Source organism: Salinivibrio sp. ML290 (assembly GCF_001995695.1).
Lineage (GTDB): Bacteria > Pseudomonadota > Gammaproteobacteria > Enterobacterales > Vibrionaceae > Salinivibrio > Salinivibrio siamensis.
The window spans coordinates 37,989-64,805 of record NZ_MUEY01000002.1 but is presented as its reverse complement, the minus strand read 5'-3'; the positions used below and the strand labels follow the sequence as shown (position 1 = coordinate 64,805).

The window sequence follows — 26,817 nt, the reverse complement described above, 5'->3', positions numbered from 1 at the left end:
TTAGCTGCTATTACGTCGGCTAGATGATAGAGAAAACCCTACTTTTTGACAAGATAAAGCTACCTTTTTGTAACAAATGTGAGCGGTGTGCACAGAATTGAGGAAAGGGTAATAAAAATGTTGGAAAGTGAGTGCTTATACACTGTTTTGAAAGGAAATAAATGAGTATTGCACCCAAGAATGACGGATAAATTGATGGATAAAAAAAGCCTGGCGTTGCCACCAGGCTTTTTGCAGCAAATCTGACTGGAACGTCGATTAACGCTTCGAGAACTGCGGGCTGCGACGTGCTTTGCGTAGACCCACTTTTTTACGCTCAACGCGACGAGCGTCACGCGTAACAAAGCCAGCTGCACGTAGCGCAGGACGTAGTGACTCGTCATACTCCATCAGGGCACGAGTGATGCCGTGACGGATTGCGCCAGCTTGACCAGAGATACCACCACCAGAAACGGTGATGTACAGGTCTAGCTTCTCGGTCATTTCTACCAGCTCAAGCGGCTGACGAACGACCATGCGAGCGGTTTCGCGACCGAAATAAGTCTCGAGAGAACGCTTGTTGATCTCGATGTTACCGCTGCCCGGCTTGATGAAGACACGCGCTGCGGAGCTTTTGCGACGGCCGGTGCCGTAGTATTGTTCTGCCATTGCTTTATTCCTCTTAGATGTCTAGTACTTGCGGTTGTTGTGCCGCGTGCTTGTGCTCAGAACCTGCGTAAACTTTCAGTTTACGGTACATAGCACGACCTAGAGGACCGCGTGGCAACATACCTTTAACGGCTTTTTCAATAACCAGTTCAGGTTTTTCCGCGATCAGTTTTTCAAAGCTGATTGACTTGATGCCACCAATGTAGCCAGTGTGGCTGTAGTACATCTTGTCAGACTTTTTGCGGCCAGTAACAGCCACTTTCTCAGCGTTGATAACAACGATGTAGTCACCGGTGTCAACGTGAGGAGTGTATTCTGGCTTGTGCTTGCCACGCAGACGCGTTGCAATTTCAGTGGCCAGACGGCCCAGCGTTTTGCCTTCAGCGTCTACAACGAACCAGTCGCGTTTTACAGTTTCTGGTTTAGCAACGAAAGTTTTCATGCTAATGATTACCCGATTAATAAGTTTCACTTCAGGAGCCTAAGCTCCCACTGTTAAGCGCCCATACATCACCCCTTCGAGTGGTGGTACACTCGGCCTAAGCCTTTCAACAGTAACGGTGGGTCGCGAGATTATAGGGAAGAGTGGAGAAAAAATCACCTCCTTTTGGCAAAAAAATTCGGTGGATTTTTTTCAGTTGGTGATTGTTTGGCTACTGCACACCATTGTGTTGCGGGACGCGCGCCGTTAGCGAGCTTGCGCCCTGCGTTCTATCCGATTTAGGGCAAATGCGGCAACGCAAGATAGTCATGGCTTTGCATCTCAATCAGGCGTGATTGGCAGCGCTTAAATTCAAACGCCAACCGTTCGCCTTGATAGAGGCTATCCATGGGTACCGCCGCCGAGATGATTAGCTTCACGCTACGCTCGTAAAACTCATCCACCAAGGCAATAAAGCGCCGTGCGGCGTCGTCTTGCGCCCCGGTTAGCTGAGGCATATCAGCCAGCAGCACCGTGTGGTAAAGGCGTGCCAGTTCCATATAGTCGGTTTGACTACGTGCCGATTGGCAAAGCTCAGCAAAACTAAAGTGCACCACGCCGTCGCCATTTTCGAGGGTTTGCAGCGGCCGATGATTCACTTCAATCACATCCTGTTTCACCCCGCCCTCGCCATTGAGCTTTTTAAAGTAGGCATGCATTTGCGCGGTGGCGGCGTCATCTAAAGGATGATGAAAGATCTCCGCTTGCTCTAGCGTGCGTAAGCGGTAATCAACCCCTGAGTCGACATTGACCACCTCACAATGCTGATTAATCAAGGCGATCGCAGGTAAAAAACGCGCACGTTGCAATCCATTCCAATAAAGCTCATCGGGCACGATGTTGGAGGTGGCCACTAGGGTAATACCACGCGCAAATAGGGCTTCCATTAAGGTGCCCAAAATCATCGCATCGGTGATGTCAGAGACAAAGAACTCATCAAAGCACAATACTCGGGTTTCTTGAGCAAACTTATCGGCGATTTGTGGCAGAGGGTCAACCTCGCCATCCAAGGTTTTGAGCTCTTGATGAACGCGATGCATAAAGCGGTGAAAGTGCATCCGCATCTTGTTCTCAAACGGCAAAGCGTGGAAAAACGTATCCATTAGGTAGGTTTTGCCGCGCCCCACCCCACCCCAGAAATATAAGCCTTTTACTGGGGTCACTGGCGCGGGTTCGCGCTTACGCCAAGGCAGCCAGCTGCGCTTTTCGGGCATGGTGGGGACAATGGGATTGGCGACCAAGCGATGGTAGAGATCATCGAGTTTCTCCACTGCCATACGCTGCGCCGGGTCTTCAATAAAATCGTTGTGGGTCAGATCGTTATTATAATGCTCGAGTGGCGTCATTCCGTGAAAGCCTCATTGGTTATCGCCTCGCACGCATAGTAACACGCCCCGTGAAAACGTCACACGTCGGGCGTCACCTCGCACAACAGACCAAACACGTAAGACAGTATCCCAAGCGGAAAGCGACGTGTATAGTGAGCTAAATCTTCCCTTGCTGAGTCATTGGGGAATGTACGATATTATTAGGTAGGCAAGTGATTTTACTTGTCTTGACTGACCCGTCAGTGGTATCTGTGGACAGTCAACTTGTGACTACAAGGAGCAGTTATGGCCTGGATTAATAGCCTGATCTTTCTCGTCATCGGTATCGCGGTAGGCTTCTTTATTGCCCGCATGACGACGCGCGATCTCAAACAACAAAAAAACATGAAAAGGGAGCTAGAAAAGTCACGTTACGAGCTGGAGCAATATCGCCAAGAGTTGGTGGATCATTTTGCCCAAAGCGCAGAGCTGCTCGATACGCTATCCAAAGATTACAACAAGCTCTATCAGCACATGGCAAAGACCTCGACCGATTTGATGCCGAATTTGCCCGATCAGGACAATCCATTTGCTAAACGGCTGGGTAAAATCACCGAAGTGAAAGCCGAAACAACCAGTGAGCCGCCCAGAGACTACTCAGGTAGTGCCTCAGGGCTGCTCAAAAGCGGTGAAGGTTCACGCGCGACGAGTTGATGGAGGATTGAACTTTTTCAGATTGCCCCCACTCTCACTTCATACCTCGACAATCGGAGTGTGAGTCTATGATGAAGAAGTCTTTACTAGCGATGAGTATCGCCGCGCTGACTCTTGGCGCGGCCTTTTCCCCTCTCCCAAGCCACGCTGCCCTACCGCAAACCGTAAACGGCGAAGCCATGCCGAGTTTGGCACCCATGTTGGAGAAGGTCTCTCCGGCCGTCGTCAGTATTGCCGTTGAAGGCAATAAAGTCGCGAAGCAGCGTATTCCAGAAGCCTTTCGTTTTTTCTTTGGCCCCAATCTACCGCCCGAACAAGCCCAAGAGCGCCCATTTCGCGGATTAGGCTCGGGAGTGATCATTGATGCGGATAAAGGCTATATCGTCACCAACCACCATGTGATTGATGATGCAGACCAAATCCGAGTACAACTAAAAGATGGTCGCGAGTACGACGCCACCTTGATTGGCAGTGACGAAATGTCTGACATTGCCCTCCTCCAGTTGGATGAAGATGCCGATAACCTCACACAGATCCCACTGGCCAACTCTGACGAGCTCCGCGTGGGCGATTTTGCGGTGGCGATTGGTAACCCGTTTGGACTGGGACAAACCGTTACATCAGGGATCATCTCAGCACTGGGACGCAGTGGTTTGAATTTGGAAAACTTTGAGAACTTTATTCAAACCGATGCGGCGATCAACAGTGGTAACTCGGGGGGCGCCCTGGTGAACCTTAATGGCGAGTTGATGGGGATCAACACCGCCATTTTAGGCCCCAATGGCGGGAACGTCGGGATTGGCTTTGCGATTCCGGTGAATATGGCGAAAAGCCTTGTCGATCAAATTATCGAGTATGGCTCGGTGCGCCGTGGCATGCTGGGTGTCACCGGGCGCGAGCTAACATCGGAGCTCGCCGATGCCTTTGGTCTTGCCACGCAACACGGCGCGTTTGTTAGCCAGGTGATGCCGGAATCGGCCGCGGAAGAAGCGGGGTTAGAAGCCGGTGACATCATCGTCTCGGTCAACGGCAAAAGTATTCGCAGCTTTGGTGAATTACGCGCCAAAATTGCCACCTTGGGCGCGGGCAAGCCTGTCACCTTGGGGGTTATCCGTGACGGTGAAAACCTAGAAATGGACACCACCCTCAAAGAAGCGAGCCAGACGCAAACCAAGGCCGACAACTTACACAAAGCCCTCACCGGTGCCGAGCTGAAAAATCACGACACCGAGCCGGCTGGGGTAGAAGTGACGGCCATTGAAGAAGGTTCACTCGCCGCGCGCTACGGGCTGCGTGAGGGGGATGTGATTGTCGGCCTCAACCGCCACAAGATTGAGAACCTCGGCGATTTGCGCAAGTTGCTTGAAGACAAGCCCAGCGTGTTAGCGCTCAATATCGTCCGCGACAACAGTTCCTTGTATCTGGTGATCCGCTAGTCCGCGCACGCGCGCCTGGCGCACACCGATTGATGCCTGCCTCCTCGGCAGGCATTTTTTTGCCCAGAGCGCGGTGATGATTTCCCCAACCCTCGCTGACAATGCTATTCTCTAGCTCCGCGTTAAGTTGCTTGAGGATGGCATTATTTATGCTGGCGTTATTGATTCGCTCTGTGATTATTGGCTTGGTGACGGCTGCCTTATTGTTGGTGGCGGTGCCGGACTTACGCTCGGGTCTGCTATCAGGCTTTTCAATTGCAGACAGCATCGAGGACGATCCCGTGGAGCTGGTGTCGTTTAATTACGCGGTTAAGCGCGCATCGCCGGCGGTGGTCAATATTTACACCCGCAACTACACCGGCAACGAACGATTAGCCCTCAACACTCAGGGGTTAGGCTCTGGGGTGATCATGAGCGCCAAAGGCTATATTGTTACTAACTACCACGTGGTCGCCGAGGCCGATCAGGTGATTGTGGCTTTGCAAGATGGCCGTATTTTCACCGCCCAAATGGTGGGCAAAGATCAACGCACCGACTTAGCGGTGATCAAGGTACAAGCCGATAACTTACCCGTGATCCCGGTCAACGAGCGTTATCAGCCTGCGGTGGGCGATACGGTGCTCGCGATTGGCAACCCCTATAACCTCGGCCAAACCACCACTTATGGCATTATTTCCGCGACTGGGCGTACCGGGATGAGCTTTTATGGCCGCCAAGACTTTTTACAAACCGATGCCGCAATTAACCGGGGCAACTCCGGCGGCGCCTTGGTCAACAGTCGCGGCGAGTTAGTGGGGATTAATACCGCCTCGTTCCAGCAAGCCACCGATTTGGAAACCTACGGCATCTCCTTTGCTATCCCCTACGGCTTGACCGAGAAGATCATGAATAAACTGATTGCCGATGGCCGAGTGATCCGAGGCTATATCGGGATTGATGGTCGCGATGTCAACCCAGTGATGGCGCGATTGCTGGATGCCGAGCAGCAACGAGGCGTCATGGTGTCTGGTGTTGATCAAGGGGGACCGGCGGATAAAGCGGGGATCCAACCGCAAGATTTAATCATTAAGATTGATGGTCAGTCCGTACGCGGGGCGCGCAGTGCCATGGATATGGTCACCGATACTCGCCCAGGCTCAACGCTAGATGTGACCCTTATTCGTGATGGTGAGACCCTGACACTGCCGGTCAAAGTGGGCGATGAAAGGCAGCGCCGCTAATACAATCGCTCTCGACGCTTATCGCGTCACGCCATAAAAAACGCCAGCAAGATGCTGGCGTTTTTGTGTCGAGTGAGTGGCAGGTTACTCCGCGTCAATCCGCTCTATTTTGGCTCCCAAGGCTTGGAGTTTATCCTCGATACGCTCATAGCCTCTATCGATATGATAAATCCGATCAACAATGGTCTCACCTTTGGCAATGCAGCCAGCAATCACGAGGCTTGCTGAGGCGCGTAAGTCGGTGGCCATCACCTGTGCCCCGCTTAAGCTGTCGGTATCACCACAGATCACTGTGTTGCCCTCAATTTCTGCATGTGCGCCCATGCGCTGCAGTTCAGGCACGTGCATAAAGCGATTTTCAAAGATGGTTTCGGTGATAATGCCCGTGCCTTTTGCCACCAAGTTGAGCAAGCTAAATTGGGCTTGCATATCGGTCGGAAAGCCCGGATGTGGCGCCGTGCGCACATTGACCGCTTTTAGCTCGCGATCGGTCATGTCGAGCTCAATGAAGTCATCACCGGTCACCACTTTAGCCCCCGCCTCTTCGAGCTTGTGCAATACCGCTTCGAGCAACTCCGGCGAAGTATGGCGACAAGTAATATGCCCGCCAGACACGGCCGCGGCGACCAAGAAGGTGCCGGTTTCAATCCGATCGGCCACGACTGAGTGCTTGCCGCCGCCGAGGCGCTCCACCCCTTCAATTTCAATCCGGTCAGTGCCTGCACCTGACACCTTCGCGCCCAGCATATTGAGGAACTTCGCGGTATCAACAATCTCTGGCTCACGGGCGGCATTTTCGATCACTGTGGTACCGTCAGCCAAGGTGGCTGCGCTCATGATGGTGACCGTCGCGCCAACGCTGACTTTGTCCATCACAATATGCGCCCCTTGCAAGCGGCCATCCACGGTCGCGCGCACATAGCCCTCATCCAAGGTGATGGTGGCACCGAGTTGCTCTAGACCATTGATGTGCAAGTCGACCGGTCGGGCACCGATGGCACAGCCACCAGGCAATGACACTTCGCCTTTACCAAAACGCGCCACTAAGGGCCCTAACGCCCAAATAGACGCGCGCATGGTTTTGACCAAATCATAAGGGGCACACAGCTCAGTAATGTCACTGGCATCGACATGCACAGAGCCGTTGCGATTAACCTTGGCACCTAAGCGAGATAACAGTGCCATAGTGGTATCAATGTCACGCAGCTTAGGGACATTCGCCACTTCGACCGGCTCTTCGGCCAGTAGTGAAGCAAATAAAATCGGGAGGGCGGCATTTTTCGCGCCGGAAATGGCCACATCACCTTTTAGCGGGCCATTGCCCGTCACTCGAAACTTTTGCATCAGACCCTCTTACAACTGCATCAGCTTTTTATCGCGCGCCCATTCAGTTGGGGTCATCGCTTTAATACTGACGGCATGGATATCATTGCGTGCAATATGCGCCATCAGCGGTGCATAAATCGTTTGTTGCTTTTTCACACGTGACATCCCGTCAAACATCTCTGCCACGGCAATCACTTCAAAGTGGCTGCCATCACCTTTCACGTGCAGCTCGTCCACTGACAAAGCTGCCTCTAAAATGGCTTTAACTTCGCTTGCTTCCACGTTTAAACCCCTTTTTGATGCTCAGCATCGTCCAAAAATGTCTCTACATTGCTCAGCGATAAGAGCAACTTAAGTTGCTCTGGCACCCCTTGATAACGCACCTGTTGCCCTTTCTCACGCAGTTGCTTATCCAGGTGTAGGAACATCGCCATGCCGGCGGAATCTACACGTGATAGCGCGCTTAAATCCAGGCTCAAGGCAGTGTCAGTGGGGAGCCACTGGTCACGCTGGCGCCAAAAGTCAGGCACTGTGTCACGATCTAGCCGCCCTGACAAGTGATACTGTTGCCCGTCGCCGGCGGTGAAGCTCACGCTCATGAGGCGTCCTGCTTTTGTTTGTCTTCGCGACGGATGGGACGTTCAGCCAAGGTTTTTAATTGCTCGATGACCGAATCAATACCATCGCGACGTAGCGGTGCTTTCCATTCCGACTGCTTAGACTGGATCATACTCACGCCCTCGGCGGTGACGTCATAGGCTTGCCAATTTCCTGTCCGAGTATTTTTACGTAAGCTAAAGTCGAGGCGAATCGGTGGCCGTGACGGATCGGTAATATCGACCCGCACTTTGACAATCTTATCGTCAGGGGCAATCGGCTGATCTTTTTGTACCTCGACATCTTGGTCATCGTACTCAAGCAAGATCTGCGCGTAAGAGGCAATCATGTATTCCGTGAATGCCTCGGTAAAGGCGTCACGCTGCGCGGGCGTGGCTTTGCGATAGTACTGCGCGCCCAACACCAGTGATGCGGCATACCGAGTATGAATGTAAGGCAGTAACTCATCTTTGACCACATCACGCAGCAAGTCAGGATCAGCGCGGAATAAGGTGCGGTCTTTACGCAGGCGGGTAAAGGTGTTGTCCGCCACTTGCTCGATGAGCTGATAAGGGTTGGATTGATCAACCGGCTCGCTCGCCTGTGCCACAGTGCCAAGGCTTGAAACCAGCAGGCAAACGGCGCTGCTCAGTGCGATCCATGTCTTTTTCATGCTGTTTACTCCTTGTCACCAACGCTATAGAGGAACTGACCAATCAAATCTTCGAGTACCAGTGCCGATTTGGTGTCCTGAATCTTGTCGCCGGCGTCTAAATAGCCAATACCCAGCGCTTCATCCACGAAGCCTGGGGTGATACCAATGTACTGTTCACCCAATAAACCTGCGGTATAAATCGATGCCGAGCTTGATTCCGGAAAACGTCCGGCGTCAGCATTGATTTGCAGGGTGACTTGGGGGACATAAGTCTCGGCGTCCAACGCAATGTCGGTCACTTGGCCAACGGTCACGCCACCCACTTTGACCGGTGAGCGCACTTTTAAGCCACCAATATTGTCGAACTCAGCGGTTAGCGTGTAAGTATCCGCCCGTCCCCAACGCTGGACATCGGCCACTTGAAACGCCAAGACCAATAACGCTGCAATGCCAGCAATGACAAAACAACCTACCCAAAATTCTGTTTTACGACTCTGTTGCATGATTAATTCCCAAACATGAGTGCAGTAAGGACAAAGTCTAGGCCGAGCACGGCCAACGATGAATGTACCACAGTACGCGTGGTGGCGCGGCTGATCCCTTCCGATGTCGGCGTGGCATCATAGCCGTTAAAAAGCGCAATCCAGGTCACAGCCACCGCAAACACCACACTTTTGATCAGTGCGTTGCCCACGTCATAGCCCAGATCGACCGACGCTTGCATCACCGACCAGAAACTGCCGTGGTCAATGCCTTTCCAGTCGACGCCGACCAGCTCGCCGCCCCAAATGCCCACCAGCATAAAAATCACTGCCAGCAGTGGCATGGCAATCACACCCGCCCAAAAGCGCGGTGCTATCACTCGGCGTAGCGGGTCAACCGCCATCATCTCTAGGCTTGATAACTGCTCGGTGGCTTTCATTAAGCCAATTTCTGCGGTCAGTGCTGACCCAGCTCGGCCAGCAAATAGCAAGGCAGTCACCACAGGGCCAAGCTCACGTAGCAGCGACAAGGCCACCATTTGTCCAAGGCTGGTTTCCGCGCCAAAGTCTGACAACACCAGATACCCTTGCAAGCTCAGCACCATACCAATAAACAGGCCAGAGACCATGATGATCGCCAGTGACCGAACTCCTACCGAATAGAGCTGCTTGACCAATAGCGGGAAGGTTTTGCTCGGTTGCGGACGGCCAATCAGTGAGCCTGTCATCACAAAGGTTGCGCGGCCCATGGATTCGGCCACGCGCATGGCCCGGCGGCCCACGTCTTCGATGTGTGTTCTGATCACCGGAAAATCTCCTGGGTTAACTCGCCAGCGGGATAGCGAAAAGGTACCGGCCCATCAGCATGCCCTTCTAAAAACTGTTTTACCCATGGGTCAGGATTGTCACGCAGCGATTGGGGCGAACCACTGGCAATAATGCGGCTATCGGCGAGCAAATATACCTGATCGGCAATACTCATGACCTCTGGCACATCGTGCGAAACCACCACACAGGTCAATCCCAGTGCTTGGTTAAGCTGACGAATCAAGGTCACCAGCACCCCCATGGTGATCGGGTCTTGGCCGACAAAGGGCTCATCAAACAAAATCAATTCAGGGTCAAGCGCAATCGAGCGTGCGAGAGCCGCACGACGTGCCATCCCGCCCGATAAATCACTGGGCATTAATCCTTGCGCGCCACGTAAGCCCACCGCTTCTAGCTTGAGCATCACGATGGTGTGAATAAGCGACTCGTCCAAGTCGGTATGTTCGCGCAGCGGGAAAGCGACATTATCAAACACCGACATATCGGTGAATAACGCCCCTGATTGGAACAGCATGCTCATACGCTGACGGACTTCAAACAACTTGCGTCGTCCTAGGGAAGGAATGGCGTGGCCATCAAACACAATCTCGCCCGCATCGGGTTTAAGCTGACCGGCAATCAAACGCAGCAAGGTGGTTTTGCCTATCCCTGATGGCCCCATGATCGCGATTACTTGGCCACGTGGCACTTGCAAATCAATATTGTCAAAAATGCATCGATTGCCCCGTGAGAAGGTCATCCCACTGATATCTATCAGGCTCTGTGCTGCCATGGCCGCATCTCATGGTTAGAAAGGAACAAAATTAAGTGGCTGATAATAAGGCGTCACCCACCCTAACACAAGCCACGCCGCACCTCAGCGCCCACAGGACGTGACTTATCCCTGATAATAGCAGCTTATCTTCGCTTTTCTTGTCAGACATAGGTCAGCTTACGTCCGACTCATGTAACGCTGCCATTCATAGCGACTGTTTCACGATGACTGTTTCATGGCGACCGTTTCACGGCGACCATTTCATGGCGACAACCCTCATGTTGATGAATGAAATCACCGATTTCATCGCTAAAGCACGGGCTTTTCGCTTCACATTTACCCCGTTAGCCGTCAGAATTGCACCTCATTTGTACCCAATCAAAAAACGCAAAGGATAGGTGTCATGGTCATAGCGGTTGCCATACTCATTGTTGGACTCATCGTGCTAGTGTGGAGTGCCGACCGATTAGTGTTCGGCGCGGCAGCAATCGCGAAAAACTACGGGGTCTCTCCGCTGGTGATCGGGATGACTATTTTGGCCATGGGCTCCTCTGCCCCAGAGATGATGGTCTCGGCCAACGCCGCCTTAGCGGATAAAACCGACACCGCCGTGGGTAATGTGTTGGGCTCCAACATCGCTAATATTGCGCTGATCCTCGGTTTCACCGCACTGATCAAGCCCCTTTCTATTGGCTCGACTATTATTCGTCGCGAGCTGCCTCTGATGCTAGGGGTCACCGTATTGGCTGGGGTGCTGCTTTGGAACAACCACCTAGGCTTTTTTGAAGGCGTGGGGCTGTTCACCCTGTTTGTGATTTTCATCCTAATGATGCTAAAAATCGGCAAAGACTCGGGTGGCACCGATCCAATACTGGCCGACCAACAATCGGATATTCCTAATGATGTCAGTAACCTGAAAGCGGTGCTGTGGATCATCATTGGTTTGCCATTGCTGCTGGTCTCTTCCGATCAAGTGGTTGACTCGGCGGTGACCATCGCGCAGTACTTTGGCATGAGCGATTTGGTGATCGGCTTGACCATCATCGCCATTGGCACCAGCTTGCCTGAGCTCGCCGCGTCGATAGCGGGGGTAATGAAAGGGGAAGATGATTTGGCCGTCGGCAATATTATCGGCTCAAACGTGTTCAATATTCTCGCGGTGATGGGGATCCCAGGATTACTCAACCCCTCAGCGATCAGTGAGTATGCCATGAGCCGCGATTATTATATTATGTTGGTGCTTTCCATCATGTTGCTGATTTTTGCGCTCGGTAAATCACGTAGCATCAACCGCATTGAAGGCGCTGTTTTTCTCCTTTGTTATATCGGCTATCAAGGCTACCTGTTTGTTAACGCAGCAGCCTAAACGGACACAAGTATGAGTGATTACAGTTTTGATTTTCGCCGCGCAGGGCTTGATGTGCTCAACATTGAGCAAGACGCGATTGCGCAGCTAAAAACGGCGATCGATGACCACTTCGCGGCCGCTTGCCAACTCATCTTACATGCCACGGGGAAAGTGGTGGTGATGGGCATGGGTAAATCCGGCCATATTGGTAAAAAAATCGCCGCGACATTGGCCAGCACGGGGACGCCCGCGTTTTTTGTCCATCCAGGGGAAGCCAGCCACGGCGATCTGGGAATGATAAACCAAGGTGATGTGGTACTGGCCATTTCCAACTCAGGGGAAGCCGGTGAAATCTTAACCTTGCTGCCCGTGATTAAACGCCTCGGGATCCCCTTGGTCTGTATGACCGGCAACCCTAATTCCAGCATGGGTCAGCTCGCGAAAGTGAATCTTAATATTCATGTCCCGCAAGAAGCCTGCCCATTGGCCTTGGCCCCCACCTCCAGCACCACCGCCACCCTAGTGATGGGCGATGCCCTCGCGATGGCGTTGATGCAAGCCAGAGGCTTTACCGCGAACGACTTTGCCCTCTCCCACCCCGGCGGCGCACTGGGGCGTAAGCTATTATTACGTATCAGTGATTTAATGCACCAAGACGAGCGCTTACCCGTGGTTGAGGACTCCGCCACCGTCCGTGATGCGCTTTTAGAGGTGTCAGAAAAAGGCCTAGGCATGACAGCGATTGTTGATAGCCACGGGCAACTGACGGGCGTGTTTACCGATGGCGATTTGCGCCGCTTGCTGGATATGCGCATTGACCTGCATACCACCACCATTGGCTCAGTGATGTCGACAAACCCGGTGACCATTGAACCGGAACTGCTCGCGGCAGAAGGACTCAAACTCATGGAAGAGCGTAAAATTAACGGACTGCTGGTTGCTAAAAACGGCCAGCTGCTCGGCGCCCTTAACATGCATGACCTTTTAAAAGCCGGAGTTATCTAATGGCCTCCACTGTGATTGACACCCTCTATGGCCCTGTGGCTGCCGACGTTTTTCAACGTGCGGCGGCGATAAAACTGCTGATTTGCGATATTGACGGCGTCTTCTCCGATGGCCGCGTATACATGGGCAATCAGGGTGAAGAGCTCAAAGCATTTCATACCCGTGATGGGTATGGCATCAAGTCGATCATGAATGCCGGCATCGAGGTCGCGGTGATCACAGGCCGCCAATCGCAGATTGTCGCGAACCGAATGCACGCCCTCGGTGTCCAACATGTTTATCAAGGACAAAGTGACAAACTCACCGCGTATCAAGACTTGTGCCGCCATGTTGATGTTTTACCCGCACACACGGCCTACATTGGCGATGACTTAATTGATTGGCCGGTGATGGAGAAAGTCGGGCTTGCCTGCTGTGTGGCCGATGGTCATCCACTCCTTAAGCGTCGCGCGCACTTTGTCACGCAAACAGGCGGTGGCTTTGGTGCCGTGCGTGAAGTGTGTGATCTGATGTTAGAGGCGCGTGGCGAACTCGACCAACACAAGGGCTTGAGTTTATGATCCGGCGGCTTGGCCTGCTTCTATTGGTCGTGCTTTGTGCGGTAACCGGTTACTATTTATTGGTTCAGCATGGCTGGCAGCGGGTACAGCAGGTCACGCCTGATGCCGAAAAACCGCTGTTTACTGGCGAAGCGATTCAAACCGTGCAATATGATGCGGACGGCGTGCGCAGCTACACGGTGCACGCCAAACATCTTGAGCATTATGCCAAGATTGATGAAACCCACTTTAATGAGCCCGTTCTGTGGACGTACAAAGCAGGCAAAGAGGAAGAATGGCGCGTGAGTGCAGACTACGCGATATTGTCCGATGACCACCTGTTGACCATGACGGGCAACGTGCGCATTTTTAACCTACTACCGAATGCGCAAATTGATTCGGTAGCCACTGATTCGGTGACCCTGAATCTCACCACACGAGATTTTTGGTCAGAGAGTCCGACGACGATCACCGGCACCCGTTTTCAAACCAAAGGTAAACGGGTGAAAGGAAATTTCGGTAACCACCAGATGGAATTGTTAGACGATGTTAGAGGCCGATATGAAACGACCCCTCGTTAAAGCACTGGCAGGTGCCATGTTGCTGCTGTCGCATTACTCACTGGCTCTGAGCAGTGATACTGAGCAACCTATTTATATAGAGTCAGAAAGCCAACACCTGGATATGGCGACCAACACGGTAACCTTTACCCAAAACGTGGTCCTGACCCAAGGCAGCATTAAAATCTTGGCCGATAAACTGATCGTGATTCGCCCAGAAGGCCAAGAAGGTGATGAAACCATCGAGGCGTATGGCAAGCCGGCGACGTTTGAGCAAACCATGGACGATGGCAAAGAGATTCATGGCGAAGCCAACAAACTGCGCTACGAAGTGGGCAATGAATTTCTTAAAATGTCGACCAATGCGATGCTTGAGCAAAGTGGCAATCAGGTGGAAGGCAACGTGATCACCTATGAAATCGACAAGCAACAACTTGTAGCGGAAAGTGATAGTACCAAACGCGTGACCACGATTTTGCAGCCGAGCACCAAATCGTCATCCTCTCAGGATGCATCCACGTCAGACGAGCAATAAGAGGCGACATGGCAACACTCACAGCAGCCAATTTGGCCAAAAGTTATAAAGGGCGAAAGGTGGTCGCCGATGTCAGCTTGGAAGTGAAATCCGGTGAAATTGTTGGTCTTCTAGGCCCTAACGGTGCGGGAAAAACCACGTCGTTTTACATGATTGTCGGCTTGGTCGCTCGTGACGAAGGGGCCATCTATATCGATGACAAAGACATTAGCATTCAGCCGATGCATAACCGCTCACGCCTGGGGATTGGCTACTTACCACAAGAGGCCTCGATATTTCGCAAGCTGAGCGTCTACGATAACCTAATGGCGGTGCTACAAACCCGTAAGTCGTTAAGCAAAGAAGAGCGCCAAGACAAGGCAGAAGATCTGTTGGATGAGTTTAATATTCAGCATATCCGTGACAGCCTGGGGATGGCCTTATCCGGTGGTGAGCGTCGTCGGGTAGAGATCGCGCGTGCATTGGCCGCCAACCCAAAATTTATTTTGCTGGATGAGCCGTTTGCAGGGGTCGACCCGATATCGGTGATCGATATTAAGAAAATCATCGAGCACTTACGTGATCGTGGCTTAGGCGTTCTGATTACCGACCACAATGTGCGCGAAACACTCAGTGTCTGTGAACATGCTTACATTGTCAGCCAAGGACACTTGATTGCACACGGTACCCCTGATGAAGTGCTTAATGATGAGCATGTCAAACGGGTCTATTTGGGTGATCAGTTCAAACTCTAATGCACCTGATTACGCCAACTCGGTGAGCGTGTTCGGATAAAATATAGTGGACTGGCTCACGCTACAAACTGCCAATCAAGGCTATAGTTAATAAAGAGCGCTTGCCCTGTTAGCCAGAGCAAGCGTTTTTAACCTCTTCGGTCGTTGAAATAAGGAAAGGTGTACCGCCTCTATGAAACCCACGCTTCAGCTTAAGCTTGGACAACAGCTCGCAATGACACCGCAATTGCAGCAGGCTATCCGTCTGCTGCAATTGTCGACGCTGGACTTGCAACAGGAGATCCAAGAAGCGTTGGAAACCAACCCGCTGTTGGAACATGACGAAGGCCAAGAGCAGGAGGCCAGTCAGCACGAGCAATCCCATGATCAAGATACCGCTGAGCAAGAAACAGCAACCGCCAGCGCGGACACCATGGAAACCTCGGACGCGTTTGAAAAGAACGAAATGCCGGACGATCTCCCGGTCGATACGACTTGGGATCATCTCTACTCTGCCGGTACCGGCAACACAGGCGCAGGGGCCAGCGGATACGACGACCAACCCGTTTACCAAGGGGAAACCACCCAAACGCTCTACGACTATTTAAAATGGCAGCTCGAACTGACGCCCTTTTCGGAAAACGATCAGGTGATCGCCATGGCGATCATTGATGCGGTGGACGATCAAGGTTACTTGTCGGTCAGCACCGAAGAGATCCTCGACAGCTTAGGAAGCGAAGAGATTGAGCTTGACGAAGTCGAAGCGGTGCTCAAACGCGTGCAACATTTTGATCCGCTGGGGGTGGCGTCTCGCTCACTGCAAGAGTGTTTGATGCTGCAACTGGCAACCTACGACGCCGATACCCCTTGGCTCAACGAGGCTCGTAAAGTGCTCACTGAACACATGGACTTACTCGCCAACCGTGATTATCGCCAGTTGATGCGTGAAACCCGGCTAAAAGAGCCTGAGCTTAAGTCAGTGATGCAATTGATTCATAGCCTCGAGCCACGCCCAGGTAACTTGATTGTGACCAACGAGGCCGAATATGTGGTGCCTGATGTCTCCGTGTTTAAGCATCAAGGGCAGTGGGTGGTCCAAATCAACCCAGATAGCGTGCCCAAACTGAAAGTGAACGAGCAATACGCTGCCTATGGTCGTAATGGTTGTAGCCCCTCTGATAGCCAGTTTATTCGCTCACACCTACAAGAAGCCAAGTGGCTGATCAAAAGCCTGGAGAGCCGTAATGACACCTTGCTGAAGGTGGCACGCTGTATTGTCGAACATCAACACGACTTCTTTGAGTACGGGGAAGAGGCCATGAAGCCGATGGTGCTTAACGACATCGCCTTGGATGTCGATATGCATGAGTCAACCATTTCCCGTGTCACGACACAAAAGTTCATGCATACGCCGCGCGGTATTTTCGAGCTGAAGTACTTTTTCTCTAGTCACGTCAGTACCGACAATGGCGGCGAGTGCTCATCCACAGCAATTCGCGCACTGATCAAAAAATTGGTCGCTGACGAGCCGGCTAATAAGCCGCTTAGCGACAGTAAGATTGCCACATTGCTGGCCGAGCAAGGCATTAAAGTTGCACGACGGACCATTGCTAAGTACCGAGAGTCACTGGGTATTGCGCCGTCAAACCAGCGTAAGCGTCTGCTATAGGCGCCTCAACAGAAGGAAAGTGTGTATGCAAATCAATCTGACCGGACAGTCTGTCGACGTCACGCCACCACTACGCGAGTATGTGGAGACCAAGTTTGCTAAACTCGAGCGCTTTTTCGAGCACATTAATAATGTCCATGTTGTACTGAATGTCCAAAAGCTCGACCAGATTGCAGAAGCAACGCTCCACGTGAACAACGGGGAGATCCATGCAAAAGCACAATCGCATGATATGTATGCGGCCATCGATGGGCTGACCGATAAGCTGGTCAAGCAACTGAGTAAACACAAAGAAAAGCTCAAACAGCACTAAGCTATGGAACTGAAAGAAGTACTGTCAGTGGACTGCACCCGCAGTGCCGTCCACTGCTCTAGCAAGAAACGCGCCCTGGAAATCATCAGCCAGGTTGCTGCGGACAAGCTGGGCACCAACGCACAAACCTTGTTTGAATGCATGCTAAGCCGCGAAAAGCTGGGGACGACCGGCATTGGGGCGGGCATTGCCATTCCCCATGGTCGTACGCTCGACAGCCAACATGCCGTAGGCGTGCTGCTACAATGCGCCGAGCCCATAGAGTTTGATGCGGTGGACAAACGGCCTGTTGATCTGCTGTTTGCGCTGCTAGTGCCTGACGAACAGTGCAAGGTACACCTGCAAACCCTGTCTGCGATTGCCGAGAAGTTGAATGACAAAAAGCTGTGTCGTCAGCTGCGCAATGCCAATTCAGACCAAGAGCTGTACAATATCATTACCCAATAATGGGCAACGCTGACGGGAGCGAACTATGATGCTAAAAATTGTCAGTGGCCGTTCCGGCTCAGGAAAGTCAGTGGCATTGCGGGTACTGGAGGATCTTGGTTATTACTGCGTGGATAACCTGCCCGTCAACTTACTGCGTGACTTTGTTGTCTCGCAAGACGATGCGGACGCAAAAATTGCCGTCAGTCTCGATATTCGCAATCTCCCTAACGCCAAAGAGCCGGTTGCCGACACCTTGGCTGCACTGCGCGAAATCTGCGATGTCACTGTGTACTATTTAGACGCCGACGATAAAGATCTGATTAAACGCTTCAGTGAAACCCGCCGTCTGCATCCCCTTTCTCGACACAACCTCTCATTAGAGCAGGCCATCCAAGCTGAAAAGCAGCAAATGGCGCCAATTAAAGAGCACGCGGATCGGGTAATTAACACCACGGGCTTGTCGATTCACGACTTGAGTGAGTCCGTACGTTCACTGGTACTGGGTCGCACCAGCAGCGATTTGGTGATGGTGTTTGAATCCTTTGGCTTTAAGCATGGTTTGCCCGCCGATGCCGATTATGTCTTTGATGTCCGCTTTCTCCCCAATCCACACTGGGAGCCCGCGCTTCGCCCTCATACTGGGCTCGAGAAGCCCGTGCGTATGTTTCTCGCCGCCCAACCTGACGTGGCCATGTTGGTGGCGCAAATAAAAGGTTTCCTCGAGTCGTGGCTACCTGCACTTAAAAACAATAACCGTAGCTATGTGACCGTGGCGATTGGCTGTACCGGGGGCAAACACCGCTCGGTGTATGTCGCGCAATACTTGTCGGATTATTTTCAGGAGCTGGGCGAGCAAGTGCAAACGCGTCACCGTACCTTGGAGCAAAAACAGTGACTTCGGTATCGACTCAAGTGTGTATTCGTAACCGTTTAGGCTTGCATGCACGCGCCGCCATCAAGCTGGTTGAACTGGTGCAAGAGTATGATGCCGATGTGGTGCTGCAAAGCACAGATAAATCCGCCACTGCTGACAGTGTAATGGCCATGCTGATGCTGGAATCAGCGCAAGGCGAAACCATTACGGTATCGGCCAGCGGCCCGCAAGCAACAACAGCGCTTGATGCGGTGAAAGCTTTATTTGAGTCGGGCTTCGACGAAGACAGCTAACGGTCCCGCCTCCTCAACCACTGCGCTGATCAGCGCGGTGAATGGCGCTAAATCCCCTCTATCACCGATTTGTCATGCGACAGACTCCCCTGATTAGGTTAGAATTTTAGTCATTGCATTTGGGGGAGTGGCCGATGGCAGACACATTAGAGCAAGAACAAAGTAACCTAACCCACCAACGGCTCCAAGAAGTCACTCAATTGCTTGAGCAAGGCATGTTTGTGCGCGTACGCCGTATGCTCGAGGACATGGAGCCAGAAGACACTGCTCACCTTTTAGAGGCCTCTCCGCCGAAAGGACGTCTGGTACTTTGGCAGCTCACCGACCCGGAAGATCAAGGTGAGATCCTTGATGAGCTCTCAGAAGATGTGAAAGACGGCATCATGGTTCGCATGGCCCCTGATCAGCTCGCGGCAGCGACGGAAGGGATGGAAACCGATGATGTCGCTTACTTACTCCGTAGCCTACCGCAAGACGTTTCCCAAGACGTGCTGGCGGAAATGGATGCCCAAGACCGGACGCGCGTACAGCAAGCCCTCTCCTACCCCGAGGAGTCCGCGGGCGGGATCATGAATACTGACGTCATCACCATTCGTGATGATGTGACCGTGGATGTGGTATTACGCTATTTGCGGATGCGCGGTGAGTTACCCGACACCACAGATACCCTGTATGTGATCGACCCAAACGGCCGCTTAATTGGTAATTTGCCGATCAGTGCCCTGTTGGTTAACCAACCGGATACCGATATCGCTGACATCATGGATGCACCGGATGAGGCTATCAGTGTCACCATGGACGACGGTGATGTCGCCAGCCTGTTTGAACGCCGTAATTGGGTCTCAGCCCCCGTGGTGGATGAGCACAACCACTTGGTCGGTCGAATCACCATTGATGATGTGGTGGACATTATTCGTGAAGACGCTGAACACTCGATGATGAGCATGGCAGGCCTTGATGACGAAGAAGACACCTTTGCCCCCGCGTTTAAAAGTGCGCGTCGTCGTAGCATCTGGCTGGGGATCAATGTATTGGCGGCCTTAACCGCGGCATCGGTCTCCAACATGTTTGAAGGCACCTTGGATAAAATGGCAGCCATCGCGGTATTGATGACCATTGTTCCTTCCATGGGCGGCGTGGCCGGCAACCAGACCGTCGCCTTGGTGATTCGCGGCCTGGCAGTTGGCCATATTGGTGACTCCAATACCCGCTGGCTGCTGGCCAAAGAAGCCACCGTCGGCATGATTAACGGCCTTGTCTGGTCGCTGATCATTGGCGGTGTGGTGGTGTTATGGAAAGGCAGTCTTGAGCTGGGGTTGATCATTTCAGGCGCGATGATGGTCAACTTGTTTGTCGCAGGTATTGCTGGGGTGGCGATCCCCACGTTACTGAAAAAGTACAATATCGATCCGGCATTGGCCGGTGGGATGGCCCTGACCACCGTCACCGATGTGGTTGGCCTGCTCGCGTTTTTGGGGCTGGCCACCTTATTTATTACCTAGCCTCTATTAACTAGCCTCGGTAGGATAAAAAAAGGCGAGCCATCTGGCTCGCCTTTCTCATCAGGTCGCTTGAAACCGAGCTATTACTCGTCCAAGAAGCTACGCAATGTCTCAGAGCGGCTTGGATGACGTAACTTACGCAGCGCTTTCGCCTCAATCTGGCGAATACGTTCACGGGTCACATCAAACTGCTTACCCACTTCTTCCAGCGTATGGTCGGTATTCATTTCAATACCAAAGCGCATACGCAGTACTTTCGCTTCACGTGGTGTCAGGCCAGCTAGCACGTCATTGGTTGCCATTTTTAGGTTGTTCGACGTTGCCGAATCCATCGGTAGCTCCAACGTCGTGTCCTCGATAAAGTCACCCAGGTGTGAATCTTCATCATCACCAATTGGGGTTTCCATCGAGATCGGCTCTTTGGCGATCTTCAGTACCTTGCGAATTTTATCTTCCGGCATCAACATCCGCTCAGCCAGCTCTTCAGGCAGCGGCTCACGCCCCATTTCCTGAAGCATCTGACGCGAAATACGGTTGAGCTTGTTGATAGTCTCAATCATGTGTACCGGAATACGGATGGTTCGCGCTTGGTCCGCAATCGAACGCGTGATTGCCTGACGGATCCACCAGGTCGCATAAGTTGAGAACTTATAGCCACGGCGATATTCAAACTTATCGACCGCTTTCATCAAGCCAATGTTACCTTCCTGGATAAGGTCCAAGAACTGCAGGCCACGGTTGGTGTATTTCTTAGCAATCGAAATAACCAGACGTAGGTTGGCCTCAACCATTTCTTTTTTCGCACGGCGTGCTTTCGCTTCACCGATAGACATACGACGGCTGATGTCTTTGATCCGCTCGACCGACAAGCCCGTCTCTTCCTCGATGATCTTCAGCTTCTGCACACAGCGGCGAAGATCTTCTTCGTAACGCGCCACACGCTCTGCGTAAGGCTTGCCAGAGTTCAGTGCTTCGTCAATCCATGCATCCGATGACTCATTGCCCGCAAACAATTGAACGAAGGTTTTCTTCGGCATTTTGGCCTGATCGACACAAAGACGCATCACCAAACGCTCTTGGGTGCGCACCTTGTCCATGGTTTGACGCATGTCATTAACCAGACGATCAAACTGTTTGGGGATCAGACGGAACTGCTTAAACGTTTCAGACAGCGCATCGATCGACTCTTTCGTACGCTCATCATAACGGCCGTACTGTTGGATCGCCGTTTCCATCGCCGCATAGGTGCGACGAAGCTCGCTGAACTTCTCACGCGCCAGTTCAGGATCGATACCAACATCTTCATCACTCTCATCGTCTTCGTCGGTATCGTCTTTGTCTTCGTCTTCATCATCTTCGTCATCAAGCTCTTTTTCGCTGAGCTCGGAGCCGATATGGGTCGCCGTAGGTGCGACGTCATCCTGGTCTGGATCGATAAAACCAGAAATAATGTCGGTTAAGCGAAGCTCTTCTGCTTCCACTTTATCGAACTGATCGAGCAGTGAGGCAATCGAGGCCGGATATTCTGCCACCGAACACTGCACCTGGTTGATGCCGTCTTCGATACGCTTGGCGATATCGATCTCACCCTCACGGGTCAACAGCTCAACCGTGCCCATTTCTCGCATATACATGCGAACAGGATCCGTGGTGCGACCGATTTCACTCTCCACGCTAGAAAGTGCTGCCGCCGCTGCTTCGGCTGCGTCTTCGTCGGCCACGGTTTCTGACATCATTAGCTCATCGGCATCAGGGGCGGCTTCCACCACTTGAATGCCCATGTCGTTAATCATCTGAATGATGTCTTCTATTTGGTCGGAATCGACAATGTCTTCCGGGAGGTGGTCATTAACTTCGGCATAGGTCAGATAGCCTTGCTCCTTGCCTTTTGCGACAAGCAACTTTAGCTGTGACTGCGGATTTTGATCCATAGACGATATCCAACTTCGGGTCTGAGTGAAGAATTTAGTATGCGGAAACGCAAACCGCCAATTTTAACAAATGTCACCTTTGCTGGCTACTTTCTAAACGGACTGGCTCTGTATCAGTAGCATCAGTTCCCGCTTCTCTTCGACTGATAAGCCGACGGTATTTGACTTCGCTTGCAACTTGGCTATTTGTTGTTCGACACACTGGGCGAGTATTTTATCCAGTGAATCGCAAAAAAGTTCTGACGCATTTTCATCGTCAACATGTAGATCCCAGCCAGCCAAGCGGGCTAGCAAGGGCTCTTGTTTGGTTCCCCGCCAGCGCTCAAGCAACTGACCGGTAGTGATATGGGGGCGCTGTCGACAAATCTCAAGGATGGGGTTTAACAACGCTAACCCAGGTAAATCAATGGTGTCGGCCGATGGTAACGGCGGCACTTCTTGGCCGAGTTTAGGGTACTGCACTAATAGCGCAATCACCTCACGCATCGGCGTGCGTTTAATATCCTGCTGACCATGGACTTTTACCGGCTGGCCCTGACGACGAATCAGAGTATCGAGCTGATGGTCATCCATGATACCCAGTTTCTGTCCTAGGGTATTTCGCAAGTAAAGACGTAAGGTATCACCCGGCACCTTTTCAATCAGCGGCACCGCCAAATTCGCCAGCTTGGCTTTGCCCTCTTGGCTACTGGTGTCCACCTGCTTGAGCAACGTATTAAACATAAAGGTCGATAGGCTTTGTGCCTCACCTAAACGTTGCTCAAACCCCTCTTTGCCTTCTTGGCGAATCATGGAGTCAGGGTCGTCACCATCCGGCAAAAACATAAATTTTAATTGGCGACCATCATGAATATACGGCAACGCTTGCTCCATCGCCCGCCAAGCGGCATCGCGCCCGGCTCTATCGCCGTCGTAGCAACACAGTATAGTACCGGTTTGCCGGAAAAGGGTTTGAATATGTTCTCCCGTGGTCGAGGTGCCCAAGGAGGCGACCGCATAATCCACGCCAAATTGCGCCAATGCGACCACGTCCATGTACCCTTCTACCACGAGTATACGCTCTGGATGGCGATAGCGTTGCATCACCTCATACAAGCCATATAGCTCACGGCCTTTATGGAAAATCGGCGTTTCTGGCGAGTTGAGGTATTTAGGGGTGCCATCGCCTAATACACGCCCACCAAAACCGATTACTCGCCCGCGGCGGTCACGGATCGGGAACATCACGCGGCCACGGAACCTGTCGTAGCTATGGCCGTTATCGTTCTCAATCAACATGCCTGCGGTAAGCAACTGGCGAATATCGGCTTGATTGCGACCAAAGCGGCGCTTAATGGTGTCCCATTTATCAGGGACAAAACCGATACCAAACTGTTTAACCACTTCGCCGGATAGACCACGCTGTTTGAGGTAATCAATGGCCACTTGCCCTGCATCAGTGCGTAATTCCCCACTGTAGGTTCGGGCAATGGCTTCCATCATCTCGTAGATCTGACGCTTGTCATCACTGGGCATACTCGGACGCGTGTTACCGCCTCCTGTTTGCTCACGAGGTACCTCTAAGCCTAACGTGCTGGCGAGCTCTTCGATGGCATCAGGAAATTCGAGTCGTTCAAACTCCATCACAAAGTCGATGGCATTGCCGTGCACACCACATCCGAAGCAGTGATAAAACTGCTTATCTTGGCTTACACTGAATGAAGGCGTCTTTTCGTTATGGAAAGGGCAACAGGCACTGTAGTTTTTGCCTTTTTTCTTGAGCTTGACCCGTGCATCAATGATCTCAACGATGTCGAGACGTGAAAGCAAGTCATCAATGAATGCGCGCGGGATTCTGCCTGCCATAACCTGAAATTTATAGGGAGAGAAGCAAACAAGCCGCGCCGTCCAAATAGGAAAGCACGGCTTGTTATAGAGTGGGAAAAGGCTAGCCTAGGTGTGCTTTAACACGCTGGCTTACTTTTCCCATATCAGCACGGCCTTGAACTTGGGGTTTTAATACCCCCATCACTTTGCCCATGTCTTGCATTGACGATGCACCGGATTGTTCAACCGCTGCTTTCACCAATGCATCGACCTCGTCATCGCTTAGAGGTTGGGGTAGAAATTCTTCTATCACCGCAATCTCAGCGAGCTCTGTCTCGGCAAGATCATCACGACCGGCTGCTTGGTACTGGGCTACGGAATCACGGCGCTGCTTAACATTTTTGGTCAGCACAGCCAGGATCTCGTCGTCGCTCAGCGACTGACGGGTATCCACCTCTTGCTGCTTAATGGCTGCCATAACAAGGCGAAGCGTCCCTAGACGTGCCTTGTCTTTTTGTTTCATCGCCGTTTTCTGGGCGTCTTTTAGACGTTCAAGCAATTCCATAGCACCTTCCTGAATCTGTCTTTATTAGTACAGACGTACGCGGCGTTGGTTTTCGCGTGCCAACTTCTTCAGGTGACGCTTCTGAGCGGCAGCTTTAGCGCGTTTGCGAACGGTAGTTGGCTTTTCATAGTTCTCACGACGGCGAACTTCAGAAAGAATACCGGCTTTTTCACAAGAGCGCTTAAAGCGACGCAGTGCTACGTCAAATGGTTCGTTTTCACGTACTTTAACTACTGGCATGTGCCTTTCACCTCGGGGGTTGTCAGTTACTGCTGGCGAACAATTGGCCAGCCTTGATTAAAAATGGTGCGAAATTCTAATCCGAAGAAGGGGTGAATGTAAAGCGCATCTGGCGAATTACTTCTAAGCCATGTAAGATTGCGCGCACGGTCAGTCTGTTCTGACCCTCTCTTCTCCACTTCGATTGTCACATTATATCATGTGGGCAATGATCTTAAATACACAATCTATCGGCTGTTAACCTGAGGTTATGATGCGCATTTTAGGCATAGAGACATCTTGTGACGAAACCGGCATTGCGATCTACGATGATCACGCAGGTCTCTTGTCACACCAACTTTACAGTCAGGTAAAACTGCATGCCGATTATGGCGGCGTGGTACCCGAGCTGGCCTCGCGCGATCATGTTAAAAAAACCTTGCCACTGATTAAAGCGGCCATGGCAGAAGCCAACCTCACCCCCGCCCAGATTGACGGTATTGCCTATACCGCCGGTCCAGGATTGGTCGGTGCCTTACTGGTTGGCTCCACCATTGGCCGAAGCCTCGCCTATGCCTGGCAAGTCCCCGCGGTGGGCGTTCACCATATGGAAGGTCACCTTCTCGCCCCGATGCTAGAAGACAACCCGCCGCCGTTCCCGTTTATTGCCTTGTTGGTCTCTGGCGGACACACACAATTGGTCGAAGTGAAAGGGATTGGTCAGTATCGCATTCTTGGCGAGTCAATTGACGACGCCGCCGGTGAGGCGTTTGACAAAACCGCCAAGCTGATGGGCCTTGACTATCCGGGAGGGCCCTTGCTGTCGAAACTGGCAGAAAACGGCACCCACGGCCGCTTTACCTTTCCACGCCCGATGACCGACCGTCCCGGTTTAGACTTTAGCTTCTCAGGGTTAAAAACCTTTGCCGCCAATACCATTGCCGCCAATGAGACGGATGCGCAAACCCGTGCTGATATTGCCTATGCGTTTCAGGATGCCGTGGTCGATACCCTGGCTATCAAGTGTAAGCGTGCGCTAGACCAGTGCGGACTAAATCGCTTAGTGGTTGCGGGCGGCGTGAGTGCCAACCGTCATTTGCGGGAAAAGCTCGAAGCGCTGACGCAAAAACGGGGGGGCGATGTGTTCTATCCTCGCCCTGAGTTTTGTACCGATAATGGCGCGATGATCGCTTATGCGGGCATGCAGCGGCTTAAAAACGGCGAGCATATGGGGCTGGGTGTGAAAGCGCAGCCACGTTGGCCACTTGACACGCTTGCCGCGGTCGACAACGACGCCTAACATTGGTCAAACTAGGTAGACAAAAGGCAGCCTTACGCTGCCTTTTTGCTACTAACGCGCCAGCGTATAACCTGCCTCTCACCTGTCGCTAACGTCGCCACCAACCAAGAAGCACGGGTTTTTCGTCACCATCCAACAAGCGCCGGATATTGTCGTAGTGACGAAACAAAATCAAACACGAAAGCATGGCGACGGGCATGGTAAATTGCGGCTTGATCCACCAGGTAAATAGGGGGGCGACGATCGCTGTTACAATCGCACTCAGTGAGGAGTAGCCCGTCAACACAAGCACCAGTCCCCAGGTCGCCACCAGCAAGCCGGTTAGACTCAAACCAATCGGCGCCATCGCGCCCAGTGCGGTCGCCACCCCTTTGCCGCCACGGAAATGGAAAAAGACCGGATAAATATGTCCAAGACAGGCAGCAATCGCAATCAGGCCCAGCAGGAATGGGTTAATGCCAATCAGGTAGCTTAGCCAAACGGGGATCATCCCTTTTAGCATGTCACACAGCAGCACCCATGCCGCGGCAAAACGCCCACCAAGGCGATAAACGTTAGTCGCACCTGGGTTTTTCGACCCTTGATCTCTTGGGTCTGGCAGGCCAAACGCTCGACAAACCAACACGGCACTGGACACAGAGCCAAGTAAGTAGGCAGCGATGATGATGGCAATGGCCAGTGCAGTCATGTGAAATCCCTAGAGTTTGTGCCGCATTCGTTGCTATAGTGCGCCGACGTTCATCGATAAACCTATCATGGATCGGAACG

At 52.3% G+C, this 26,817-nt stretch carries 31 protein-coding genes; 16 read left to right on the top strand and 15 right to left on the bottom strand.

From position 1 onward, the window contains the following. Positions 1–258: 258 nt before the first annotated feature. From rpsI to zapE, 3 genes are all read right to left on the bottom strand, one after another. Positions 259–648, bottom strand: coding sequence for a 30S ribosomal protein S9 (gene rpsI / locus BZG23_RS02435; RefSeq protein ID WP_046073928.1), 390 nt, complete (start codon positions 646–648; stop codon positions 259–261). 13 nt (positions 649–661) lie between these two features. Then, a complete protein-coding gene (gene rplM, locus BZG23_RS02430; protein ID WP_046073927.1) occupies positions 662–1,090 on the bottom strand; it encodes a 50S ribosomal protein L13 in 429 nt (142 codons plus the stop codon). A 278-nt stretch (positions 1,091–1,368) separates the two neighbouring features. Further along, positions 1,369–2,475: a cell division protein ZapE gene (zapE, locus tag BZG23_RS02425; protein ID WP_077578670.1), complete on the bottom strand. Its 1,107-nt coding sequence runs from the start codon at positions 2,473–2,475 to the stop codon at positions 1,369–1,371. Positions 2,476–2,742: 267 nt separating this feature from the next. Here zapE and zapG point away from each other — a divergent pair, with 267 nt between their 5' ends. From zapG to degS, 3 genes are all read left to right on the top strand, one after another. After that, complete coding sequence (gene zapG / locus BZG23_RS02420; protein WP_069363320.1) at positions 2,743–3,150, top strand: Z-ring associated protein ZapG; 408 nt, start codon at positions 2,743–2,745, stop codon at positions 3,148–3,150. A gap of 71 nt (positions 3,151–3,221) precedes the next feature. After that, positions 3,222–4,586, top strand: a complete 1,365-nt coding sequence (locus BZG23_RS02415; RefSeq protein WP_108743698.1) for a Do family serine endopeptidase — start codon at positions 3,222–3,224, stop codon at positions 4,584–4,586. Between the two features lie 149 nt (positions 4,587–4,735). Further along, complete coding sequence (gene degS / locus BZG23_RS02410; RefSeq protein ID WP_077578668.1) at positions 4,736–5,806, top strand: outer membrane-stress sensor serine endopeptidase DegS; 1,071 nt, start codon at positions 4,736–4,738, stop codon at positions 5,804–5,806. 84 nt (positions 5,807–5,890) lie between these two features. Here degS and murA read toward each other — a convergent pair whose 3' ends face one another. The 7 genes from murA to mlaF are packed head-to-tail and all read right to left on the bottom strand — an operon-like array spanning position 5,891 to position 10,466. Beyond that, on the bottom strand, positions 5,891–7,150 hold the full coding sequence (gene murA, locus BZG23_RS02405) for a UDP-N-acetylglucosamine 1-carboxyvinyltransferase (RefSeq protein WP_077578667.1): 1,260 nt from the start codon (positions 7,148–7,150) through the stop codon (positions 5,891–5,893). Between the two features lie 9 nt (positions 7,151–7,159). Further along, positions 7,160–7,414, bottom strand: a complete 255-nt coding sequence (gene ibaG, locus BZG23_RS02400) for a BolA family iron metabolism protein IbaG (protein WP_077606044.1) — start codon at positions 7,412–7,414, stop codon at positions 7,160–7,162. A gap of 2 nt (positions 7,415–7,416) precedes the next feature. Further along, positions 7,417–7,731 (bottom strand): STAS domain-containing protein, encoded by a 315-nt coding sequence (locus tag BZG23_RS02395; RefSeq protein WP_077606043.1) that lies wholly within the window; start codon positions 7,729–7,731, stop codon positions 7,417–7,419. Then, on the bottom strand, positions 7,728–8,402 hold the full coding sequence (gene mlaC / locus BZG23_RS02390) for a phospholipid-binding protein MlaC (RefSeq protein WP_046073919.1): 675 nt from the start codon (positions 8,400–8,402) through the stop codon (positions 7,728–7,730). Before mlaC ends, BZG23_RS02395 begins: the two co-directional genes overlap by 4 nt. Positions 8,403–8,407: 5 nt before the next feature. Then, positions 8,408–8,887, bottom strand: a complete 480-nt coding sequence (mlaD, locus tag BZG23_RS02385; RefSeq protein WP_046073918.1) for an outer membrane lipid asymmetry maintenance protein MlaD — start codon at positions 8,885–8,887, stop codon at positions 8,408–8,410. A 2-nt stretch (positions 8,888–8,889) separates the two neighbouring features. After that, on the bottom strand, positions 8,890–9,669 hold the full coding sequence (gene mlaE / locus BZG23_RS02380) for a lipid asymmetry maintenance ABC transporter permease subunit MlaE (protein WP_443216272.1): 780 nt from the start codon (positions 9,667–9,669) through the stop codon (positions 8,890–8,892). Beyond that, complete coding sequence (mlaF, locus tag BZG23_RS02375) at positions 9,669–10,466, bottom strand: phospholipid ABC transporter ATP-binding protein MlaF (protein WP_077606041.1); 798 nt, start codon at positions 10,464–10,466, stop codon at positions 9,669–9,671. The genes mlaE and mlaF overlap by 1 nt, the downstream gene beginning before the upstream one ends. A 385-nt stretch (positions 10,467–10,851) precedes the next feature. Here mlaF and BZG23_RS02370 point away from each other — a divergent pair, with 385 nt between their 5' ends. From BZG23_RS02370 to mgtE, 12 genes are all read left to right on the top strand, one after another. Continuing rightward, the gene (locus tag BZG23_RS02370; protein ID WP_046073915.1) at positions 10,852–11,814 is read left to right on the top strand and encodes a calcium/sodium antiporter; all 963 of its coding nucleotides are present in this window, start codon (positions 10,852–10,854) and stop codon (positions 11,812–11,814) included. A gap of 12 nt (positions 11,815–11,826) precedes the next feature. After that, on the top strand, positions 11,827–12,801 hold the full coding sequence (locus tag BZG23_RS02365) for a KpsF/GutQ family sugar-phosphate isomerase (protein ID WP_046073914.1): 975 nt from the start codon (positions 11,827–11,829) through the stop codon (positions 12,799–12,801). Beyond that, positions 12,801–13,361 (top strand): 3-deoxy-manno-octulosonate-8-phosphatase KdsC, encoded by a 561-nt coding sequence (gene kdsC / locus BZG23_RS02360; protein ID WP_077606040.1) that lies wholly within the window; start codon positions 12,801–12,803, stop codon positions 13,359–13,361. The genes BZG23_RS02365 and kdsC overlap by 1 nt, the downstream gene beginning before the upstream one ends. Continuing rightward, the gene (lptC, locus tag BZG23_RS02355; RefSeq protein ID WP_046073912.1) at positions 13,358–13,921 is read left to right on the top strand and encodes an LPS export ABC transporter periplasmic protein LptC; all 564 of its coding nucleotides are present in this window, start codon (positions 13,358–13,360) and stop codon (positions 13,919–13,921) included. Before kdsC ends, lptC begins: the two co-directional genes overlap by 4 nt. Next, complete coding sequence (lptA, locus tag BZG23_RS02350; protein ID WP_046074202.1) at positions 13,902–14,435, top strand: lipopolysaccharide transport periplasmic protein LptA; 534 nt, start codon at positions 13,902–13,904, stop codon at positions 14,433–14,435. Before lptC ends, lptA begins: the two co-directional genes overlap by 20 nt. Before the next feature lie 8 nt (positions 14,436–14,443). Then, entirely contained in the window at positions 14,444–15,169 is a 726-nt protein-coding gene (gene lptB, locus BZG23_RS02345) for an LPS export ABC transporter ATP-binding protein (protein WP_046073911.1), read from the top strand. A 172-nt stretch (positions 15,170–15,341) separates the two neighbouring features. Continuing rightward, positions 15,342–16,817 carry an RNA polymerase factor sigma-54 gene (locus tag BZG23_RS02340; protein WP_046073910.1) on the top strand — a complete coding sequence of 492 codons (1,476 nt, stop codon included), beginning with the start codon at positions 15,342–15,344 and terminating at the stop codon, positions 16,815–16,817. Positions 16,818–16,842: 25 nt separating this feature from the next. Next, positions 16,843–17,130 (top strand): ribosome hibernation promoting factor, encoded by a 288-nt coding sequence (gene hpf / locus BZG23_RS02335; protein WP_046073909.1) that lies wholly within the window; start codon positions 16,843–16,845, stop codon positions 17,128–17,130. Positions 17,131–17,133: 3 nt separating this feature from the next. After that, the gene (gene ptsN / locus BZG23_RS02330; RefSeq protein WP_046073908.1) at positions 17,134–17,577 is read left to right on the top strand and encodes a PTS IIA-like nitrogen regulatory protein PtsN; all 444 of its coding nucleotides are present in this window, start codon (positions 17,134–17,136) and stop codon (positions 17,575–17,577) included. A 25-nt stretch (positions 17,578–17,602) separates the two neighbouring features. After that, a complete protein-coding gene (gene rapZ / locus BZG23_RS02325) occupies positions 17,603–18,454 on the top strand; it encodes an RNase adapter RapZ (RefSeq protein WP_046073907.1) in 852 nt (283 codons plus the stop codon). Then, positions 18,451–18,726: an HPr family phosphocarrier protein gene (locus tag BZG23_RS02320; protein ID WP_077606039.1), complete on the top strand. Its 276-nt coding sequence runs from the start codon at positions 18,451–18,453 to the stop codon at positions 18,724–18,726. The genes rapZ and BZG23_RS02320 overlap by 4 nt, the downstream gene beginning before the upstream one ends. A 134-nt stretch (positions 18,727–18,860) precedes the next feature. After that, positions 18,861–20,228: a magnesium transporter gene (mgtE, locus tag BZG23_RS02315; RefSeq protein ID WP_046073905.1), complete on the top strand. Its 1,368-nt coding sequence runs from the start codon at positions 18,861–18,863 to the stop codon at positions 20,226–20,228. An 83-nt stretch (positions 20,229–20,311) separates the two neighbouring features. Here the strand turns inward: mgtE and rpoD are convergent, their stop codons facing one another. The 4 genes from rpoD to rpsU all read right to left on the bottom strand — a co-directional run bounded on the left by rpoD (position 20,312) and on the right by rpsU (position 24,770). Further along, positions 20,312–22,159: an RNA polymerase sigma factor RpoD gene (rpoD, locus tag BZG23_RS02310; RefSeq protein ID WP_046073904.1), complete on the bottom strand. Its 1,848-nt coding sequence runs from the start codon at positions 22,157–22,159 to the stop codon at positions 20,312–20,314. 93 nt (positions 22,160–22,252) lie between these two features. Further along, entirely contained in the window at positions 22,253–24,004 is a 1,752-nt protein-coding gene (dnaG, locus tag BZG23_RS02305; protein ID WP_077578660.1) for a DNA primase, read from the bottom strand. 82 nt (positions 24,005–24,086) lie between these two features. Next, positions 24,087–24,530 (bottom strand): GatB/YqeY domain-containing protein, encoded by a 444-nt coding sequence (locus tag BZG23_RS02300; protein WP_077578659.1) that lies wholly within the window; start codon positions 24,528–24,530, stop codon positions 24,087–24,089. A 24-nt stretch (positions 24,531–24,554) separates the two neighbouring features. Next, positions 24,555–24,770, bottom strand: a complete 216-nt coding sequence (gene rpsU / locus BZG23_RS02295; protein ID WP_046073901.1) for a 30S ribosomal protein S21 — start codon at positions 24,768–24,770, stop codon at positions 24,555–24,557. A gap of 253 nt (positions 24,771–25,023) precedes the next feature. On the opposite strand from rpsU, the gene tsaD reads away from it, so the two are divergent. Beyond that, on the top strand, positions 25,024–26,049 hold the full coding sequence (gene tsaD, locus BZG23_RS02290; protein ID WP_046073900.1) for a tRNA (adenosine(37)-N6)-threonylcarbamoyltransferase complex transferase subunit TsaD: 1,026 nt from the start codon (positions 25,024–25,026) through the stop codon (positions 26,047–26,049). Positions 26,050–26,137: 88 nt separating this feature from the next. Here the strand turns inward: tsaD and plsY are convergent, their stop codons facing one another. Then, complete coding sequence (plsY, locus tag BZG23_RS02285) at positions 26,138–26,737, bottom strand: glycerol-3-phosphate 1-O-acyltransferase PlsY (RefSeq protein ID WP_046073899.1); 600 nt, start codon at positions 26,735–26,737, stop codon at positions 26,138–26,140. Positions 26,738–26,817: the final 80 nt, after the last annotated feature.